17 protein-coding genes and 1 pseudogene are annotated in these 18,301 nt (G+C 59.0%); 9 read left to right on the forward strand and 9 right to left on the reverse strand.

From position 1 onward, the window contains the following. Window positions 1-11: 11 nt before the first annotated feature. Window positions 12-1,718 (reverse strand): ShlB/FhaC/HecB family hemolysin secretion/activation protein, encoded by a 1,707-nt coding sequence (locus HNR03_RS05045; RefSeq protein WP_259151312.1) that lies wholly within the window; start codon window positions 1,716-1,718, stop codon window positions 12-14. A 230-nt stretch (window positions 1,719-1,948) separates the two neighbouring features. Between HNR03_RS05045 and HNR03_RS05050 the strand changes: the two genes are divergently transcribed. After that, window positions 1,949-2,224 carry a hypothetical protein gene (locus HNR03_RS05050; RefSeq protein WP_259151313.1) on the forward strand — a complete coding sequence of 92 codons (276 nt, stop codon included), beginning with the start codon at window positions 1,949-1,951 and terminating at the stop codon, window positions 2,222-2,224. A 69-nt stretch (window positions 2,225-2,293) separates the two neighbouring features. On the opposite strand, the gene HNR03_RS05055 is transcribed toward HNR03_RS05050, so the two are convergent. Further along, on the reverse strand, window positions 2,294-3,640 hold the full coding sequence (locus tag HNR03_RS05055; protein WP_090181378.1) for a DEAD/DEAH box helicase: 1,347 nt from the start codon (window positions 3,638-3,640) through the stop codon (window positions 2,294-2,296). Window positions 3,641-3,833: 193 nt separating this feature from the next. Between HNR03_RS05055 and HNR03_RS05060 the strand changes: the two genes are divergently transcribed. After that, window positions 3,834-5,132: a mechanosensitive ion channel family protein gene (locus HNR03_RS05060; protein WP_222590237.1), complete on the forward strand. Its 1,299-nt coding sequence runs from the start codon at window positions 3,834-3,836 to the stop codon at window positions 5,130-5,132. A 137-nt stretch (window positions 5,133-5,269) separates the two neighbouring features. Here HNR03_RS05060 and HNR03_RS05065 read toward each other — a convergent pair whose 3' ends face one another. Next, the gene (locus HNR03_RS05065; RefSeq protein ID WP_222590236.1) at window positions 5,270-5,914 is read right to left on the reverse strand and encodes a hydrolase; all 645 of its coding nucleotides are present in this window, start codon (window positions 5,912-5,914) and stop codon (window positions 5,270-5,272) included. Between the two features lie 160 nt (window positions 5,915-6,074). On the opposite strand from HNR03_RS05065, the gene HNR03_RS05070 reads away from it, so the two are divergent. Beyond that, the gene (locus HNR03_RS05070; RefSeq protein ID WP_222590235.1) at window positions 6,075-6,962 is read left to right on the forward strand and encodes a LysR family transcriptional regulator; all 888 of its coding nucleotides are present in this window, start codon (window positions 6,075-6,077) and stop codon (window positions 6,960-6,962) included. 8 nt (window positions 6,963-6,970) lie between these two features. On the opposite strand, the gene HNR03_RS05075 is transcribed toward HNR03_RS05070, so the two are convergent. The 3 genes from HNR03_RS05075 to HNR03_RS05085 all read right to left on the reverse strand — a co-directional run bounded on the left by HNR03_RS05075 (window position 6,971) and on the right by HNR03_RS05085 (window position 9,264). Further along, window positions 6,971-7,837: a carboxylate/amino acid/amine transporter gene (locus HNR03_RS05075; protein WP_222590234.1), complete on the reverse strand. Its 867-nt coding sequence runs from the start codon at window positions 7,835-7,837 to the stop codon at window positions 6,971-6,973. A 347-nt stretch (window positions 7,838-8,184) separates the two neighbouring features. Then, window positions 8,185-8,784: an FMN-dependent NADH-azoreductase gene (locus HNR03_RS05080; protein WP_259151321.1), complete on the reverse strand. Its 600-nt coding sequence runs from the start codon at window positions 8,782-8,784 to the stop codon at window positions 8,185-8,187. A 150-nt stretch (window positions 8,785-8,934) separates the two neighbouring features. After that, on the reverse strand, window positions 8,935-9,264 hold the full coding sequence (locus HNR03_RS05085) for a 3-phosphoglycerate kinase (RefSeq protein WP_259151322.1): 330 nt from the start codon (window positions 9,262-9,264) through the stop codon (window positions 8,935-8,937). Window positions 9,265-9,313: 49 nt separating this feature from the next. Here HNR03_RS05085 and HNR03_RS05090 point away from each other — a divergent pair, with 49 nt between their 5' ends. The 5 genes and pseudogenes from HNR03_RS05090 to aqpZ all read left to right on the forward strand — a co-directional run bounded on the left by HNR03_RS05090 (window position 9,314) and on the right by aqpZ (window position 14,516). Then, on the forward strand, window positions 9,314-10,237 hold the full coding sequence (locus tag HNR03_RS05090) for a LysR family transcriptional regulator (protein WP_259151324.1): 924 nt from the start codon (window positions 9,314-9,316) through the stop codon (window positions 10,235-10,237). Between the two features lie 14 nt (window positions 10,238-10,251). Continuing rightward, window positions 10,252-11,057 (forward strand): annotated as a pseudogene (locus HNR03_RS05095) (alpha/beta fold hydrolase). A 3-nt stretch (window positions 11,058-11,060) separates the two neighbouring features. Beyond that, window positions 11,061-11,618 (forward strand): peptidylprolyl isomerase, encoded by a 558-nt coding sequence (locus HNR03_RS05100; protein WP_259151330.1) that lies wholly within the window; start codon window positions 11,061-11,063, stop codon window positions 11,616-11,618. 84 nt (window positions 11,619-11,702) lie between these two features. Beyond that, window positions 11,703-13,535: an ABC transporter ATP-binding protein gene (locus tag HNR03_RS05105; protein ID WP_222590228.1), complete on the forward strand. Its 1,833-nt coding sequence runs from the start codon at window positions 11,703-11,705 to the stop codon at window positions 13,533-13,535. Window positions 13,536-13,820: 285 nt separating this feature from the next. Continuing rightward, the gene (gene aqpZ / locus HNR03_RS05110) at window positions 13,821-14,516 is read left to right on the forward strand and encodes an aquaporin Z (RefSeq protein WP_259151334.1); all 696 of its coding nucleotides are present in this window, start codon (window positions 13,821-13,823) and stop codon (window positions 14,514-14,516) included. Between the two features lie 16 nt (window positions 14,517-14,532). On the opposite strand, the gene HNR03_RS05115 is transcribed toward aqpZ, so the two are convergent. Further along, complete coding sequence (locus HNR03_RS05115) at window positions 14,533-15,657, reverse strand: GNAT family N-acetyltransferase (protein ID WP_259151335.1); 1,125 nt, start codon at window positions 15,655-15,657, stop codon at window positions 14,533-14,535. Between the two features lie 282 nt (window positions 15,658-15,939). Here HNR03_RS05115 and HNR03_RS05120 point away from each other — a divergent pair, with 282 nt between their 5' ends. Continuing rightward, complete coding sequence (locus HNR03_RS05120; protein WP_259151337.1) at window positions 15,940-17,271, forward strand: putative porin; 1,332 nt, start codon at window positions 15,940-15,942, stop codon at window positions 17,269-17,271. A 135-nt stretch (window positions 17,272-17,406) separates the two neighbouring features. On the opposite strand, the gene HNR03_RS05125 is transcribed toward HNR03_RS05120, so the two are convergent. Together HNR03_RS05125 and HNR03_RS05130 are read right to left on the reverse strand one after the other, a co-directional pair. Further along, window positions 17,407-17,643, reverse strand: coding sequence for an anti-sigma factor (locus tag HNR03_RS05125; protein ID WP_222590224.1), 237 nt, complete (start codon window positions 17,641-17,643; stop codon window positions 17,407-17,409). Then, entirely contained in the window at window positions 17,637-18,248 is a 612-nt protein-coding gene (locus HNR03_RS05130) for an RNA polymerase sigma factor (protein WP_222590223.1), read from the reverse strand. Before HNR03_RS05130 ends, HNR03_RS05125 begins: the two co-directional genes overlap by 7 nt. Window positions 18,249-18,301: the final 53 nt, after the last annotated feature.

Genomic DNA, 18,301 nt, shown 5'->3' on the forward strand with positions numbered 1-18,301 from the left:
ATGCTGCGAAATTAGAGGAAGAGATCCAGGCGGAAATAGATCGGCGCTTCGCGCTCGGCCAGGGTGTCCGGACGTTCCAGTGAATGGGCAAAGGTCACGCTGGCGGCCAGGTGCTGACCACGCGCGAACAACTCGACCGAGTTGCTGGACATGCGCCCGTGCTGATCGCCGTTGTAGCGGTCATGGGTGATCACGCCTTGGTCGTAGCCGAGGCTGGTGCCATATTCGGCGAACACCGGGCGTAGCCATTCCAGCGTGACCGGACGGCTCCAGCGCAGGTCGTTGCGCCAGTAGCCGCCGCTGTCGCCGGACAAGGACTGATCCTTGTAACCGCGGATCGAAGACAGCCCGCCGAGGCTGGTGCGCTGCGGGCTGAACAGCACGTCTTCACTGTGCTGGCCTGTCATCAGGCTGCTGAAACTGAACGACTCGCCCCACACCTTGAACGGTTGCAGGTAGCTCAAGGTGCCGGTGTATTTGCGATAGCGCGCGTCGGGTTCGCCGGGCCCCGGATGACCGTTGCCCTGCGCATCGAACGCGCCGATGCCTTGCTGCATGCCGAGGTCGAGGTTGACGAAGGCACTGCCGATCCGCCGACCGTGGTTGATGCCGAACTGCGCTTCGCTGATGCGGTTACTGCTCAGCTTGAGCTTGCTGTCTTCAATGAAGTTGTTGGTGCGCAGGTAAGACAGGCCGGTGCTGAGGGACGTCTTGCTCACAGCGTCGCGATGGATCACACGCTCGGCGTGTAGCTGATGGTTTTCGCTGTCGCCGGTCTGTTTGAAGTTGAAGCCGTTGGCTTGGGCCAATGAGCGATAGTCACTCTGGCTGTAGGTGTAATTGAAGTTCCACCAACCCCACGGCAGGTTGTAATTGAGCATCGCGTTGCTGGAGGTGTGCTGGTGATCGCTCACCGCATCGTGACCGCCGCGTAGATTCAACTGGTCCGCCAGCCCCAGCGGGCTGTCCCAATCGAACGTCGTGCCCCACTGCTGCTCGCCGGTGCTGCGCTGGCCGTCGTTGCTGCGCGACAAACCGGCACGCCACGGCTTCTGTGGAGTGTTCTTGACCAGCACTTCGCTGCCGCCGACGTTCTTGCCCGGCGCCAATTCCATTTGTGCCTGGTTGGATGGCAAGCGATTGAGTTGGTCGACCAGTTGCTCGATTTCACGCAGGTTGACCAGCTCGCCGGTCTTGCCCGGAAAAGCCATGGCCAGTTCGCGGTCGGACAGCTGGCTGTCTTGCGCGCCCTTCAACCCTTCGAGCTTGCCTTCGACCACCAGCACCTTCAAATGCCCGCCGGACAAATCCTGCTGTGGCAAGTAGGCGCGGCTGGTGACCAGGCCTTTTTCGATGTAGTGATCGGTGATGACTTTCAGCAATTCGTTGAGCTGGGTGACGCCCAGGCATTGGCCGATGTACGGCTTGAGCAGACGTGTTTTTTCGCGATCGGAAAGGCTGTAGGCACCTTTGAGTTCGATGTCCTTGATCGGGAAGCAACGCGTGTCGGCAGGTGCCGTGGGTGCGGCGGGCTTGGCTTCCTTGCCGGGTAATTCCTTGAGCTCTTCGAGACGCCGACGCTGCTCCTCGAGCAAGCGATCCTGGCGTTCGCGGATCAGATCGGTTTCACCGGGGGTGGGGGCGGCATAAGCAGGGCTCAGCGGAGAAAGGCACAGCAAAGCCAGGCACAACCTCGCCACGAGGGCGGGTGGGTACATGTTCGATCCCTCGAAATGGAAACTGATATCAAAATAGTGGCGCGATATTAGAGAGCCATCATTCTGACGTCAAATAATGGATCCATTCGAGTAGATCAGCTGACGAACGGTCGTGGTTAAATCAGATGCTTCCCGAAGGGCTGCAGGACATGCGTCCTACAGCCAGATGAACTTTCAGCTACCTGCAACCTCAACCGTTTAACCGCCCAACACGGAATTCGAGGCCTGCCATGAAAACCCTGATAACGCTCACCCTCGCCGCCACGCTTGCCTGTGCCCTCCCCTCTTGGGCCTGCACGCCAGAGGAAGCCACCGCCAAGCGCGAACAGCTGGCCAAGGAAGTGTCCAGGCTCACCGAGCAGAATCCGACCAAGGCCAAAGAGATCAACGCCGAGTTGCAGAAGATGGATCTGGGCACGGCCAGCAAGGATTTGCCGGACAAGTGCCAGTTGATTGATCAACGGTTGAAGGAGTTGCAAACGGCAGACAAAAAAGTCGAAAGCTGATCAGCCGTTAAATCCTGGGCATAAAAAAACCGGACATCAGTCCGGTTTTTTGTGGATCGCTACAACGGCTTATTCAGCTGCTGGCGCTTCCGGCTTGCGGCGCTTGAGCGGCGCCATGCCGTCCTTGCTGACCAGCGACAGTGCGTCGGTCTTCGGGCGGTTAGCGATCTTGCGCTTGGTCGGTGCCTTGGCGCCGGTTTTCTTCTTGTCGCCCTTGGCGTCGACCTTTTTCTTCTTCACGCCAACGGCTTTGCCCGAGGCCTTGACCTTTTTCGGTCCGCCGTAGGTGCCTTTGACTTCCTTGATGGTGCGGCGCTCGAAGCTCTGCTTGAGGTAGCGCTCGACGCTCGACATCAGGTTCCAGTCGCCGTGGCAGATCAGCGAGATGGCCAGGCCATCGTTGCCGGCGCGACCGGTTCGACCGATGCGGTGAACGTATTCGTCGCCGCTGCGGGGCATGTCGAAGTTGATCACCAGGTCCAGGCCTTCCACGTCAAGGCCGCGAGCGGCGACGTCTGTGGCGACGAGGATCTTCACGCCGCCTTGCTTCAGGCGGTCGATGGCCAGCTTGCGGTCCTTCTGGTCCTTGTCACCGTGCAGGACGAACGCTTTGTAGTCCTGCGCCACCAGGCGGCCGTAGATACGGTCGGCCATGGCCCGGGTGTTGGTGAACACGATGGCCTTCTGATAGGTCTCGTTGGCCAGCAGCCAGTTGACGATCTGTTCTTTGTGCTGGTTGTGGTCAGCGGTAATGATCTGCTGACGAGTAGTCGCGTTCAGATCGCTGACGTTGTTCAGCTGCAAGTGTTCTGGATTGTTCAGGACCTTGGCGACCATCTCGCGCAGACCCGAACCGCCGGTGGTAGCGGAGAAGAGCATGGTCTGCTGGCGGTTGGTGCACTCTTCCACCAGGCGCTGGACGTCTTCGGCAAAGCCCATGTCGAGCATGCGGTCGGCTTCGTCGAGGACCAGCACTTCGACTTCCTTGAGGTCGAGGTTGCCGGCGTTCAGTTGCTCGATCATCCGGCCCGGCGTACCGATCAGGATGTCCGGCACCTTGCGCAGCATAGCGGCCTGGACCTTGAAGTCTTCACCGCCGGTGATCAGGCCGGATTTGATGAAAGTGAACTGCGCAAAGCGCTCGACTTCCTTGATGGTCTGCTGCGCCAGTTCGCGGGTCGGCAGCAGGATCAGGGTCTTGATGCTGACGCGGACTTTCGCCGGGCCGATCAGACGGTTGAGGATTGGCAAAACGAATGCAGCGGTCTTGCCGCTACCGGTTTGCGCTGTCACCCGCAGGTCACGCCCTTGGAGCGCCAGCGGAATAGCCGCTGCTTGCACTGGCGTTGGCTCGACAAATTTAAGCTCGGCCACGGCTTTGAGCAGGCGTTCGTGCAGGGCGAATTGGGAAAACACGGGTGCTACCTCGAAGAAATACAAAAAAACAGCTGCATAGGGTAACGGTTTCGAGCGCGAAGGCCGAGTGTCTTTATACAAACGACGGTAAACAGTGGCTTTTTTGTTGCCTGATTTGTCTCCAAACGTCGTGCATTGCGTCTTAAATGCTCTAATCGCCCCATCGCGTCCCATAGAAGAACCGTTTTCGCCCATGGATATCAAACAGCTCTGGCTCAACGCCCAAGACCTTTGGGGTGCCCTCGATCAGCACCCGCTCCTGCATTCCAGCCTGGCGCTGATCCTGCTGCTGATGATTGCGCTGGTCCTCGGACGAGTGGCGCGCTACCTCATTCTGCATGCGACCAAAATTCTCGGTCGCCAGCCAGCGTTGCACTGGATCAACGACTTTCGTCACAACAAAGTGTTTCATCGGCTGGCGCAGATGACGCCCTCGCTGGTGATCCAGTTCGGCCTGCATCTGGTGCCGGAATTGAGCAAGACCAGCCTGATTTTCCTCGGCAATGTCGCGCTGTCGTTCACCATTCTGTTCCTGTTGCTGGCGGTCAGTGCCCTGCTCAGCGCCCTTCTGGACATCTACGCGCGCACCGAGCATGCCCGCACCCGCTCGATCAAAGGCTACGTGCAACTGACGAAAATGGTGCTGTATGTGTTTGGCGCGATCATCATCGTCGCCACGCTGATCGACCGTTCGCCGCTGTTGCTGCTGTCTGGCCTGGGTGCCATGTCGGCGGTGATTCTGTTGGTCTACAAGGACACCCTGCTGTCGTTCGTTGCCAGCGTGCAACTGACCAGCAACGACATGCTGCGGGTCGGCGACTGGATCGAGATGCCGCAAGTCGGTGCCGACGGTGACGTGGTGGACATCACGCTGCACACGGTGAAAGTGCAAAACTTTGACAAGACCATCGTCTCCATTCCGACCTGGCGCCTGATGTCCGAGTCGTTCAAGAACTGGCGCGGCATGCAACAGTCCGGCGGCCGACGGATCAAGCGCAGCCTGTTCATCGACGCCAGTGGCGTGCGCTTCATCCGCGATGACGAAGAGTTGAAGTTGTCTCAGGTTCATCTGCTGACCGACTACATCAGCCGCAAACAGGCCGAACTCAAGGCCTGGAACGAGGCTCAGGGCAATGTGGCGGCGATGTCCGCCAACCGTCGGCGAATGACCAACATCGGCACCTTCCGCGCCTATGCGCTGGCGTATTTGAAGAGTCACCCGGAGGTCCAGCCGAACATGACGTGCATGGTCCGCCAGATGCAGACCACCGCCCAAGGCATCCCGCTGGAAATCTACTGCTTCACCCGCACCACGGCGTGGGCCGATTACGAGCGGATTCAGGGGGATATTTTCGATTACCTGCTGGCGGTGCTGCCGGAGTTTGGCTTGAGCCTGTATCAGCAACCGAGTGGTGGGGATTTGCGAGCGGGGTTACTGCCGGCCATGTTGGGCGCAAGCCACATTCCCGAGCCTGAAAAACACATCATGTAACCCCCGCAGAACCCAATGTGGGAGCGGGCTTGCTCGCGAAAGCGGTGTGTCAGTCAAAGCAGATGTCGACTGACACTTCGCCTTCGCGAGCAAGCCCGCTCCTACATGGACTTGCATTGTTTTGCGAGGTTGGCGGGTTACTTGATCTGACGCTGAGGTGCCTTGTGCACCATGGTGTAAGCGTAATCCACGCCCATGCCATACGCGCCGCTGTGTTCCAGTACCAATTCCATTACCGCTTCATAAGTGTCCTTGTGTGCCCAATCACGCTGATACTCAAGCAGGACCTGTTGCCAGGTTACCGGTACGGCACCGGCCTGAATCATCCGCTGCACCGACATGTCGTGCGCTTCTTTGCTGGTACCGCCAGAGGCGTCAGTGACGATGTACACCTCGTAGCCTTCCGCCAATGCTTCGAGTGCCGGGAAGGTCAGGCAGACCTCGGTCCACAGCGCGGCAATGATCAGCTTCTTGCGGCCGGTGGCTTTCACTGCGTCAACCAGTGCCTTGTCTTCCCACGAGTTCATCGAGGTGCGCTCGATCGGCTTTTGCTCCGGGTGAACCGCCAGCAACTCGGGCCAGATGTAACCGCTGAAGCTTTCAGTTTCAACCGAGGTGTAGATGGTCGGCACGTTGAAAATCTTGGCGGCCTTGGCCAGGCCTACCGTGTTGTTCTTCAGCGTTTGACGGTCGATTGACTGCACGCCAAAAGCCATTTGTGGCTGGTGGTCGATCAGGATCAGGGCGGAGTTGGTTGGGTTGAGCAGTTCACGAATAGACATGGCGCGTTCCTTTTGATGTCGATTTTTCAAGGTCAGTAATGGGTGAGTCGAAGTTGCCGTCAGCGGCTTTGTCGTCGGCTTGGATGTCACTTTAGAAGCTGGCACAAAAAGGGACAATCCCATAAAATCGAGAATCATTGATTCTAAAATAGGGACAATCATGGATCGCATCGAATGTATGCGCGCCTTTGTCGTCACGGTCGGCGAGAATGGTTTTGCCGCGGCTGCACGGGCAATGGATGTGCCGCGATCAAAAGTCAGTAAACAGATTCAGGCGCTGGAGGAAGCCATCGGTGTGCAATTGCTGCAGCGCACTACCCGCAGCCTGCACTTGACCGAGGCTGGCGCCGAATACTTCGACGCCGCCCGCGAAGTGCTGGCCGCACTGGACGATGCCGAACAGCGCGCGCGTAATGGCATCGGCGAATTGCGCGGAGTGTTGCGGGTCAATGCGCCGATGTCCTTCGGCTTGCGCCGATTGGGGCCACTGATCCCGCTGTTCCATGAGCAGCACCCGAACATCGAGCTGCAACTGGTGCTCAGCGACCAGCAGGTAGACCCGGTACGTGGTGGTTTCGATGTGACCATCCGCATCGCCAGCCTGCCGGACTCGACGATGATCGCCCGGCAGCTGGCGCCGGCTCCGCGCATCATGGTGGCGTCCCCGGCGTATCTGGCGCGCGCAGGCATACCGCAGACCCCGCAAGACTTGCGCGCCCATCAGTGCCTCAACTACGGGTACCTGCAAAGTGGCGTCAGCTTGCAGCTGTGTAACGGCACGGAAACTCAACGGGTCAACGTGACCGGCCCTTTACACGCCAACAATGGCGACTTGCTCGCTCAGGCCGCCGAAGCCGGCATGGGCATCGCCCTGTTGCCAAACTTCATTGTCGAGGATGCACTGGCGGCTGGTCGCCTGGTGCCGGTGATGTGTGAATGGCAGGCCCCCGCGATCACGATCAACGCGGTGTACCCTTCGGCACGTAAGGTCCCGCAGAAAACCCGGACGTTCATTGAGTTTTTGGTGGAGCAGTTATCGGAGAAATAACGCCGGGTTTAGTGAGCGATTGCAGGTTTGCGGATGCCCAACCGACTGATCCACACCGCCGCCAGAATCACCGCCCCACCAAAGAATAATCGCCCCAACTCCTCATGCTGATTCCAGATCAGCAGATTGATCAGCAACCCCAGAGGGACGTGCAGGTTATTCATCACCGCCAAGGTCCCGCCATTCACCAGGCACGCGCCCTTGTTCCACCAGTACATCCCCAACGCGGTCGAGACCAGGCCGAGGAATACCAGCACGCCCCATTGCAGCGGTGCTTCAGGCAGGAAGTTCTGTTTGCCGAACAGCAGGAACGCCGGCAATACCACCGCCAAGGCACCCAGATAGAAATAGCCAAACCGTCGATAATGCGGCAGATCGCTCGGATGTCGCGCCACCAGATGCTTGTAAAGCACCTGCCCGGCGGCGTAGGTGAAGTTGGCCAGTTGCAACAGCAGGAAGCCCATGAAGAAGTCCGGGTTGATCCGGTCGTAGCGAATCACTGCCGCGCCCATCACCGCCACCAATGCCGCGACCAGAGCCCACGGATTGAAGCGTCGGTTCAGCGCGTCTTCGATGAGGGTCACGTGCAGCGGCGTGAGGATGGTGAACAGCAACACTTCCGGCACGGTCAGCACCCGGAAGCTCAGGTACAGGCAAACGTACGTCACGCCGAACTGCAAGGCGCCGATCAGCAGCATGCCGCGCATGAACGCCGGTTCTACCGAACGCCAGCGTGTCAGCGGAATGAACACCAGCCCCGCCAGCAACACCCGCACCAGCACCGCGAAGTAACTGTCGACGTGACCGGCCAGGTATTCGCCGATCAGACTGAAGGAAAACGCCTGGATCAGCGTGACAAAAAGTAGATAGCCCATGCTCGCCTCGTTTCGAATGGCGGCGACGATAGCGGGTTTTTTTCGTTATCGCGAACAGTCCGCCAACACACACATCCCCTGTGGGAGCGGGCTTGCCCGCGAATGCGGTGTGTCATTCGACTTCAATGCAGCCTGATACACCGCTATCGCGGGCAAGCCCGCTCCCACAGGGTTATGGGTATGCCCGTCAAATCGCAGGCAAAAAAAAGCCCGATCTCGCTAAAGCGTTCAATCGGGCTACAGCACTCAGGAGCAACAAGTGCAAAGGGAGGTTCGATACGCGTAAAGCCTTGAAGGGGTTGCGCCAGGTCACTTGAACATCAAGGGATTATCTGGCGATTAAAGCCTCAAGCCACTTGGGAAAGTTTGGCATTGGCCTGGTTCAGACCTTTCTCCTGGAAGTCACCGCCCAGGTTCATGCCTTCGGCGTGAATAAAGGTCACGTCGTGGATCCCGATGAAAGCCATTACCTGACGCAGGTACGGTTCCTGGTGATCAGAGGCGCTGCCGGCATAGATCCCGCCGCGAGCGGTCAGCACGTAGGCGCGCTTGCCGCTGAGCAGGCCTTGCGGGCCGGTCTCGGTGTACTTGAAGGTCACACCGGCACGCAGCACATGGTCGAGCCAGGCTTTCAAGGTGCTTGGGATGGCGAAGTTGTACATCGGTGCGGCCATGACCAGCACGTCGGCAGCCAACAGTTCGTCGGTCAACGCATTGGAGCGATCCAGGGCAACCTGTTCGATGTCGTTGCGTTGGTCGGCAGGTTTCATCCAGCCGCCGAGCAGGTTGATGTCCAGGTGCGGCACCGGGTTCACCGCAAGGTCACGCACGGTGATCTGGTCGGCGGGGTGGGCGGCTTGCCACTGGCTAATGAAGGTCTGGGTCAGTTGACGAGAAACCGAGTCTTGCTGACGGGCGCTGCTTTCGATGATCAGAACGCGTGACATGGGATGTAGGCTCCATCTGAGAATGCTGTAAGGCGATGGAGTGAAGGTTAAACAGAGTCATATCGATGAAAAAGCGCAAATAACTGCTATAACCCATCAACAATTTCGTTTATAAGCGGAGCATGCCGTGTGGGTGTGCTCCGCCGGGTGTCATTTAGGCGAGCACGTCAGGTCGATGCGCATCTTGATGATGGTGCGGGTGAACTTGGCGGTGGCGTTTTTGTGTTTGCCGGCGGGCACTTCGATCTTGCGGGTGCGCGGCGCTTCCGGGCCATTGTTGAACACCACCGTACAGTTCGCATCGGTGGTGCCGTAGTTGTTCACCTGTATGGAGGCGATGTCGCTATCCGTGTCATACGCGTTGTAGTCGATGCTCATGCCGTTCAGCTTTTTTTGAACATCGACCGGATAAGCAAACGCCGTCAGCGGCAGCATCGCCAGCAGCATGCAACCCGATACCACACAACAAAGCTTTTTCATTCAGCAGTCTCCAATAAGGACTGCCAGCTTAGGACAAGAGGAGCTATTCATGAAAGCGCCCCGCGTGACCCTTGATCAATGGCGAACGTTGCAGGCCGTGGTCGACCACGGCGGTTTCGCCCAGGCCGCCGAAGCGCTGCACCGCTCGCAATCGTCGGTGAGCTACACCGTGGCGCGCATGCAGGACCAGCTTGGCGTACCGCTGTTGCGCATCGACGGCCGCAAGGCGGTGCTGACCGAGGCCGGCGGCGTGTTGTTGCGTCGCTCGCGACAACTGGTGAAACAGGCCAGTCAACTGGAAGACCTGGCCCACCACATGGAGCAAGGCTGGGAAGCGGAAGTACGGCTGGTGGTCGACGCCGCGTACCCGAGTGCCCGCCTTGTGCGCGCCCTGACGGCGTTCATGCCGCAAAGCCGCGGTTGCCGGGTGCGCCTGCGTGAAGAAGTGTTGTCGGGCGTCGAGGAAGTGTTGCTCGAAGGCGTGGCTGACCTGGCCATCAGCAGCTTCAGCATTTCGGGATACCTGGGGGCGGAGTTGAGCGACGTTGAATTCGTCGCGGTCGCCCACCCCGAACATGCCCTGCATCGCCTCAACCGCGAATTGAATTTCCAGGACCTTGAAAGCCAGCTACAAGTGGTGATCCGAGATTCCGGTCGCCAGCAACCTCGGGACGTCGGCTGGCTCGGCGCAGAGCAGCGCTGGACCGTCGGCAGCCTGGCCACCGCGGCAACTTTTGTCAGCAGCGGCCTGGGTTTCGCCTGGCTGCCCCGACACATGATCGAACGCGAACTCAAGGAAGGCACGCTCAAGCTGCTACCGTTGGACCAGGGTGGCAGCCGCAATCCGAGCTTCTACCTGTATTCGAACAAGGAAAAACCCTTGGGCCCGGCCACGCAGATTCTCATCGAACTGCTGCGTACCTTTGATACCGCGCCGCTGGATGCAGCGTTTGCCGCCCCTGAACAAGCCTGACACGGAGTGAACCCATGGCCTATTTCGAACACGAAGGTTGCAACCTGCACTATGAGGAATACGGCCACGGCACGCCGCTGCTGCTGGTCCACGGCCTGGGTTCCAGCACCCTGGACTGGGAAGAACAGATCCCGGCGCTGTCGGCCCGTTACCGGGTCATCGTCCCGGATGTGCGCGGCCATGGCCGCTCTGACAAACCCCGCGAGCGCTACAGCATCGCCGGGTTCAGCGCCGACCTCGTCGCCCTGATCGAGCATCTGAATCTGGGGCCGACACACTATGTCGGACTTTCGATGGGCGGCATGATCGGCTTTCAACTGGCCGTGGATCAGCCGCAATTGCTCAAAAGCCTGACCATCGTCAACAGTGCGCCCGAGGTCAAATTGCGCAGCCGTGACGACTATTGGCAATGGTTCAAGCGCTGGAGCCTGATGCGCGTCCTCAGTCTGGGCACCATTGGCAAAGCCTTGGGCGCCAAACTGTTCCCTAAACCGGAACAGGCCCATTTGCGTCAAAAGATGGCTGAGCGCTGGGCAAAAAACGACAAACATGCTTATCTCGCCAGCTTCGATGCGATCGTTGGCTGGGGGGTTCAGGAACGACTTTCAAAGGTGTCCTGTCCAACCCTCATCATCAGTGCCGACCGTGACTACACACCGGTCTCGCTGAAAGAGGCGTACGTAAAATTGCTGCCCGATGCGCGGCTGGTGGTGATCGCCGATTCGCGCCACGCCACCCCGCTGGATCAACCGGAACGCTTCAACCAAACGCTGCTCGAGTTTCTCACCGCAGTTGACACCACCCCACTCAGGATCACTGACCCATGCTGAAAAAAATTGCCCTCGTCGCTGGCTCCGTACTGTTTGCCGCCAACCTGATGGCTGCCACGCCAGCCAAGGCGCCGCACGTTGAATTGATCACCACCAACGGCACTATTGAGATCGAACTGGACCCGGTCAAGGCGCCGATCAGTACCAAGAACTTCCTTGATTACGTGAACAGCGGCTTCTACAACAACACGATTTTCCACCGTGTGATCCCGGGCTTCATGGTCCAGGGCGGCGGTTTTACCCAACAAATGCAGCAAAAAGAAACCAAGGCAGCGATCAAGAACGAGTCCAAGAACGGTCTGCATAACGTACGTGGCACATTGTCCATGGCTCGCACTTCCGATCCGGATTCGGCCACCAGCCAGTTCTTCATCAACGTCAAGGACAACGATTTCCTCGACAGCGGTGACGGTTACGCCGTGTTCGGCAAAGTGGTCAAGGGCATGGACGTGGTTGACGTCATCGTCAACTCCCCGACCACCACCAAGAGCGGCATGAAAGATGTTCCGGCTGACCCGGTATTCATCAAGTCCGCCAAAGTCATCAACTAAACTGCACAGGAGTGCTTGAGCGGCTGCCGTGTCCGGCGCCGCTCATTTCGTTCAAAGGAAAGCCCGCGAGCGGGCGGAGAACTGATGCTTTATCGCCGTTTTGAAAAACTGATCGACATTTTCCGTGATGCACCGACGGCGGCTCCGCCGGATCGGGTTCTCCCCTTCTATACCTATTACCTGAAGCAGGTCTGGCCGAGTTTCGCCGCCCTGCTGATCGTCGGCCTGTTTGGTGCACTGATCGAAGTGGCGCTGTTCAGCTACCTGAGCCGCATCATTGACCTCGCCCAAGGCGCGCCCGACGTCAACTTCTTCAAGGAACACGGCATCGAACTGGCATGGATGGCCGTCGTGGCGCTGATCCTGCGCCCGGTGTTCGTGGGTTTGCATGACCTGCTGGTGCATCAGACGCTGAGCCCCAGCATGACCAGCATGATCCGCTGGCAAAACCACAGTTATGTGCTCAAACAGAGCCTTAATTTCTTCCAGAACGACTTCGCCGGGCGTATCGCCCAGCGCATCATGCAGACCGGCAACTCGTTGCGCGATTCCGCCGTACAAGCGGTGGACGCGCTGTGGCACGTGCTGATCTATGCGATCAGTTCGCTGGTGCTGTTTGCCGAAGCCGACTGGCGCCTGATGATTCCGCTGCTGAGCTGGATCGCCGCCTACGTCGGTGCGCTGTATTACTTCGTGCCACGAGTGAAGGAGCGCTCGGTGGTGTCCTCGGATGCGCGCTCAAAACTGATGGGGCGCATTGTCGATGGCTACACCAACATCACCACGTTGAAGCTGTTTGCCCACACCAATTTCGAACAGCAATACGCCAAGGAAGCCATCGAGGAACAGACGGTCAAAGCCCAACTGGCCGGCCGCGTGGTCACCAGCATGGACGTGGTCATTACCACCATGAACGGCTTGCTGATCGTCACTACCACAGGCCTGGCCCTGTGGCTGTGGACACAGTCGCTGATCACGGTCGGCGCCATTGCATTGGCGACCGGTCTGGTGATCCGCATCGTTAACATGTCAGGCTGGATCATGTGGGTGGTCACTGGCATTTTCGAAAACATCGGCATGGTCCAGGACGGTTTGCAGAGCATCTCGCAGCCGGTCAGTGTCACCGATCGCGATCAGGCCAAACCGCTGGCTGTCGCCCGTGGCGAAGTGCGCTTCGAGCATGTGAATTTCCACTACGGCAAGAAGAGCGGGATCATTGGCGACCTCAATCTGGACATCAAGCCGGGTGAGAAGATTGGCCTGATCGGTCCGTCCGGTGCCGGTAAATCGACGTTGGTCAACTTGCTGCTGCGCCTGTATGACGTCGAGGGCGGACAGATTCTGATCGACGGGCAGAACATCGCCGACGTCGGCCAGGAAAGCCTGCGCGAACGGATCGGCATGATCACTCAGGACACTTCGCTGCTGCACCGCTCGATCCGCGACAACTTACTGTACGGCAAACCGGACGCCACTGACGCGCAACTCTGGGAAGCGGTGCACAAGGCCCGGGCCGATGAGTTCATTCCCTTGCTGACGGACTCCGAAGGCCGCACCGGTTTCGATGCGCACGTGGGTGAACGCGGGGTGAAGCTCTCCGGCGGCCAGCGTCAGCGGATTGCGATTGCTCGCGTGCTGCTCAAGGACGCGCCGATCCTGATCATGGACGAAGCCACCTCGGCGCTGGACTCGGAAGTCGAAGCGGCGATCCAGGAAAGCCTGGAAACCTTGATGAAGGGTAAAACCGTGATCGCCATCGCCCACCGGCTCTCGACCATCGCCCGGATGGACCGGCTGGTAGTGCTGGAAAACGGCAAGATCGCCGAAACCGGCAGCCACGCTGAGCTGCTGGCCCATGGCGGATTGTATGCACGGCTGTGGCAGCACCAGACGGGCGGCTTTGTCGGGATCGACTGATTCACCACCTACCCCCTGTGGGAGCGAGCCTGCTCGCGATGGCGGTGTAACAGCCGACATGTGTGCCGACTGGCACGCCGCCATCGCGAGCAGGCTCGCTCCCACAGGGGTCTACGACAACTTGAAAAGCCGCCACAACCCGTCAACCACGGGCTCTGGCGGTTTTTTATCTCCACTGGAAATCCGCAAAAATCCTGCTGTACTCAGCCAAGGTTCTGGATCCGAGCCTGTCGTAACTGCAGGAAGCATCACTCAATGATAGGTCCGCCTATCAAGGACGCTCTCATGTCTCTGTTCAAACGTTCAGTCACTGAGTTGTTGGGTACGTTCTGGCTGGTGTTGGGAGGTTGCGGCAGTGCAGTCCTCGCTGCATCTTCTCCGCTTGGGATTGGAGTGCTGGGCGTGGCCATCGCGTTTGGCCTCACCGTGTTGACCATGGCGTTCGCCATTGGCCATATCTCCGGTTGTCACCTTAATCCCGCCGTCTCGGTCGGATTGTGCGTCGGGGGTCGCTTCCCGGCCAACGAGCTGCCCGCCTACATCATCGCCCAGGTCATTGGCTCGATTATCGCCGCCGCTTTGATCTACTACATCGCCAGCGGCAAGGAAGGCTTCGACCTTTCGGCCGGACTGGCCTCCAACGGCTACGGCGAACATTCTCCGGGTAAATACTCGATGGCCACAGGCTTTGTCTGTGAACTGGTGATGACCGCAATGTTCGTGCTGATCATCCTCGGCGCCACCGACAACCGCGCGCCCGCCGGGCTTGCCCCTATCGCCATCGGCCTGGCCTTGACGCTGATCCACTTGATCTCGATTCCCGTCACCAACACCTCGGTCAACCCGGCACGCAGCACAGGCCCGGCGCTGATCGTCGGCGGCTGGGCCATCGCGCAATTGTGGATGTTCTGGGTGGCGCCGCTGCTGGGTGCGGTGATTGGCGGCGCGACCTATCGCTGGTTGGGCAAGGCAAGCACTTGATGCCTCTCGGCGAGGATCAGTCTTGTCGATAAGGCAAGGCGGTCCTCGCTTCCTCGGCATAGGCCAACACCCCGAGGCGTTCCTGTTGCAGGAAGTCTTTGACCGCAGCTTTCAGGCCAGGATGGCGCAGGTAATGCCAGGAATGGGTGATGACCGGTTCAAAGCCGCGAATCAGCTTGTGCTCGCCCTGGGCGCCAGCATCGAAACGCTGAAAGCCATTGGCGATCGCGTAGTCCATGCCCTGATAAAAACAGGTCTCGAAGTGCAGGCGGTCGAACTCCGCCAGGCAACCCCAATAACGCCCGTAAAAGCTGTCGCCGCCCACCAGGCTGAAAGCCATTGCTACCGGCCGTGAGCCTTGCTTGGCCAGGACCACGCGAATGGATTCGGGCATGCGTTCGGCCAGCAGACTGAAAAACTCGCGCGTCAGGTACGGCGCTTGCCGACGCACCGCGTAGGTATTGGCGTAACAGGCGTAGACGAAATCCCACTGCGCCTGATCCAGCTGCCCACCTTCAAGCCATTCAAACTCAATGCCCTGCCCCGCCACCTGCTCGCGTTCCTTGCGCATCTGCTTGCGCTTGCGAGAACTGAGCGCATCGAGAAAGTCCTGAAAATCCCGATAACCGCGATTCTGCCAATGGTACTGACAGCCAACTCGCTGCAACCAGCCTGGCTGTTCGGCCAATGCGGCGTCGGTGAACGGGTCGGTGAAATTGATGTGAGCGCTGGAAAGTTCTTCGATCTCAAGGTAGCCCGGCAGGCTCTTCAGCAATTCGAAACCGTCTTCGACACTGGCCGCCAGCAAGCGCGGCCCGCTGACCGGACTGAACGGCACGGCGGTCAGCAGCTTGGGGTAATAGTCGATACCGGCACGCTCGCAGGCATCGGCCCAGGCGTGGTCGAACACATACTCGCCGTAGGAATGCCATTTTCGGTAACTGGGCAACGCCGCGATCAGCCGCCCGCCTTCGGTGTGCAGTAAATGCTCGGGCTGCCAGCCGGAATGCGGGCCGAGGCTGGCGCTGTCTTCCAGCGCACTGAGGAAAGCATGGCGCAGGAACGGCTGAGCCTGCGGCACCAAGGCATCCCAGGCGCGCGGTGAGACATCGGACAGACTTTCCAGGCGTTGCAACGGCATCAACTTCCTCTCCACTTCTTGGCGCGACAGCCCCGCGAGTATCGCTTATCGCGGCGCAATCCACACTCGCGATTCGCTGACAAAGCCCGGAATAGAAAGTTCACTCGCGCTTTGTATCGTCATCGACCCGCCATTACTTTGCCACTGGTTTGTCATAAACCATCGCGATACTGGCGCCAGTTTTTATAGCGCCGGGTTCTAAACCTTTCCCTGTTTCCGTCCATCAATGGTCGGTTGTGTCCTGGATGGCTTTGTCATCCCCTTACATCTTCGGAGATTGATATGCGTCTTGCTTCCACGAAAACTGCGGCAGCCCTGTGTGGCGGTCTGCTGCTGGCCATGAGCGTTCCGGCCAGCGCCGCAGTCGACGCCAAACTGCTCGACATGCTCAAGGCGAACGGTTCCATCACGCCTTCTCAGTACACCGAACTGCAAGCCGAGCTGGCCAGGGATCAGAAAGACCAGCAAATCGCCCGTCAGGCTCAACAAGAGGCCAACGAGCAAATCGCAGCCACCGCGAAGAAGACCACGGAACTGAGCACCTTCGACCAGAAACTCGCCTGGGCCGCCAAGACCCAATTCAAGGGCGACGTGCGGTTCCGTCAGGAAACCGTGAAAAACGATGGCGTTCCAAACAACAAAGACCAGGATCGCCAGCGCATTCGTGCCCGCCTGGGTGCCTACAGCGAAATCAACCCGCAAGTCGACACCGGCATTCGCATTGCAACCGGCAGCAACGATGATGCCCGCTCCACCAACCAGGACCTGAACAACTACTTCGACAAGAAGTCGATCTGGCTGGACCAGGGTTACGTCGATTACCATCCGGACGCGATCAAGAACCTGCACCTCGTCGGCGGCAAGATGCCGCAACAATGGGTGAGCATGGGCGACATCATCTGGGATAGCGACATCAACCCGGAAGGCCTGGCAGCGACTTACAAATACCCGCTGGGCGGCAGCACCGAGCTGTTCGGTAGCGCCGGTCACTACACCCTCAAGGACAACGTCGACGGCGAAGGCGTGCAGTTCAAACACGACCTGCGTCTGTACGCTGGCCAGTTGGGTGCGCGCTTCGCCATCACCGACAGCATGAAAATGACCTTGGGCGGCAGTATCTATTCGTACGACAACGACGCGAACAGCGCCTGCCCGACCACCGGCACTGTCACCGCGCCATGCGCCCTGGCCGTCAACGGCAACAGCCCGAACGAACGCTTCAAACTGTATGAAGGCTTTGGTCAACTCGACTTCAGCAACCTGCCAGTACCGCTCTCGTTGTACGGTCAGTACGTCAACAACAAAGACGCGAGCAACGATCAGGACACTGGTTGGTTGGCCGGCGTCAAGTCCAAGATCTACGGCTTCGCAGTGGACTACAACTACCGCGATGTACAGCGTAACTCGGTTGTCGGCGCCTTCACCGACTCCGACTTCGCCAACGGCTTCACCGGTTCGCGCGGCAGCAAGTTGAAAGTGAGCTACGAGTTGGACAAGAACTTCAACCTGGGCGCGACGTACTTCCTGGCGACGTCTGACCAAACCAACGCCAACATCAACAAGAAAGATTCGGACATCAACACCCTGCAACTGGATGCCGAAGCCAAGTTCTAAGCACCACCGCCATACGCCTCAGGTCATGGACGCTTGAGGCGCTTTTACAGTCTGGCCTGGATGGATCGATCCCCATCATCCGTTCGGTGCATCCACGCCGGCCTGCTTCTCCTCCCCCGCGACAACTTCATCGATCTACGGAATGTCCTTGCGACGCTCCGCGGCGAGACGCTCGGCGAGCGCATCGATATCCGGCACAACCTTCTGCGGCAAAATACGCAACGTTGCCTGCATCAACCGCATCTGCCGAATGAACCGCCGACAATTGGGGCAGAACATCAGATGATGGCGCACCATCAGTCGCTCACGAAAACTCAGTTGGCCATCGAGGTAGTCGCTGGAGCGTGCCACTTGTTCCTTGCAGGTCAGCATTCGCCGGTTTCCTCAAAATGTTCTACGGTCGCAAAGACCTTCAACCGTGCCCGATGCAGCAGCACGCGAACATTGGAGAGAGAGATTTCCAGAAGATTACAGATCTCTTCCAGCTCCAGTCCCTGACGCTCGCGAAGTAACAGAACACTGCTTTGCAGTTCCGACAAGCTTAGCAAGGTGTGCTCAAGGCACTCGCGCAACTCGTTTTCGGTCAACAGCGCCTCAGGAGTGTCTTGATGCCAGGCGAACGGGGCGATCAGCCAGTGGCCATCTCCGGGTGAAAAACGATCGTCATCGAGGGTGCCGTGAGGCGATGGAAGGTCATCGAGCAAGACTTCCCGACGATTTTGCTTGTAGCGACCCTTGGCCGAGTTTGCGGTGATGGTCAGCAACCAGGTCTTGAGGCTGGAACGCCCCTCGAACCCTTTCAGGCTACGTACCACCGACAGCCAGGCATCCTGCACCACTTCGTCGGCATGCCGGTTACCCACAATGGCGTACGCCACTGCGCGCATGGCGCTCTGGTAAGTGCTGACCAACTCTTTGAAAGCCAGTTGCTCACCTGCCAGTAACCGCTCCAGCAGTTGCGCGTCGTCAGCCGCCATTTGCAAATCCCCTTGTCCCGACCTCGAATATGAGCCAGCAGGATCTTGCCGTA

The sequence above is a fragment of the Pseudomonas sp. JAI111 genome (assembly GCF_024809425.1).
GTDB lineage: Bacteria > Pseudomonadota > Gammaproteobacteria > Pseudomonadales > Pseudomonadaceae > Aquipseudomonas.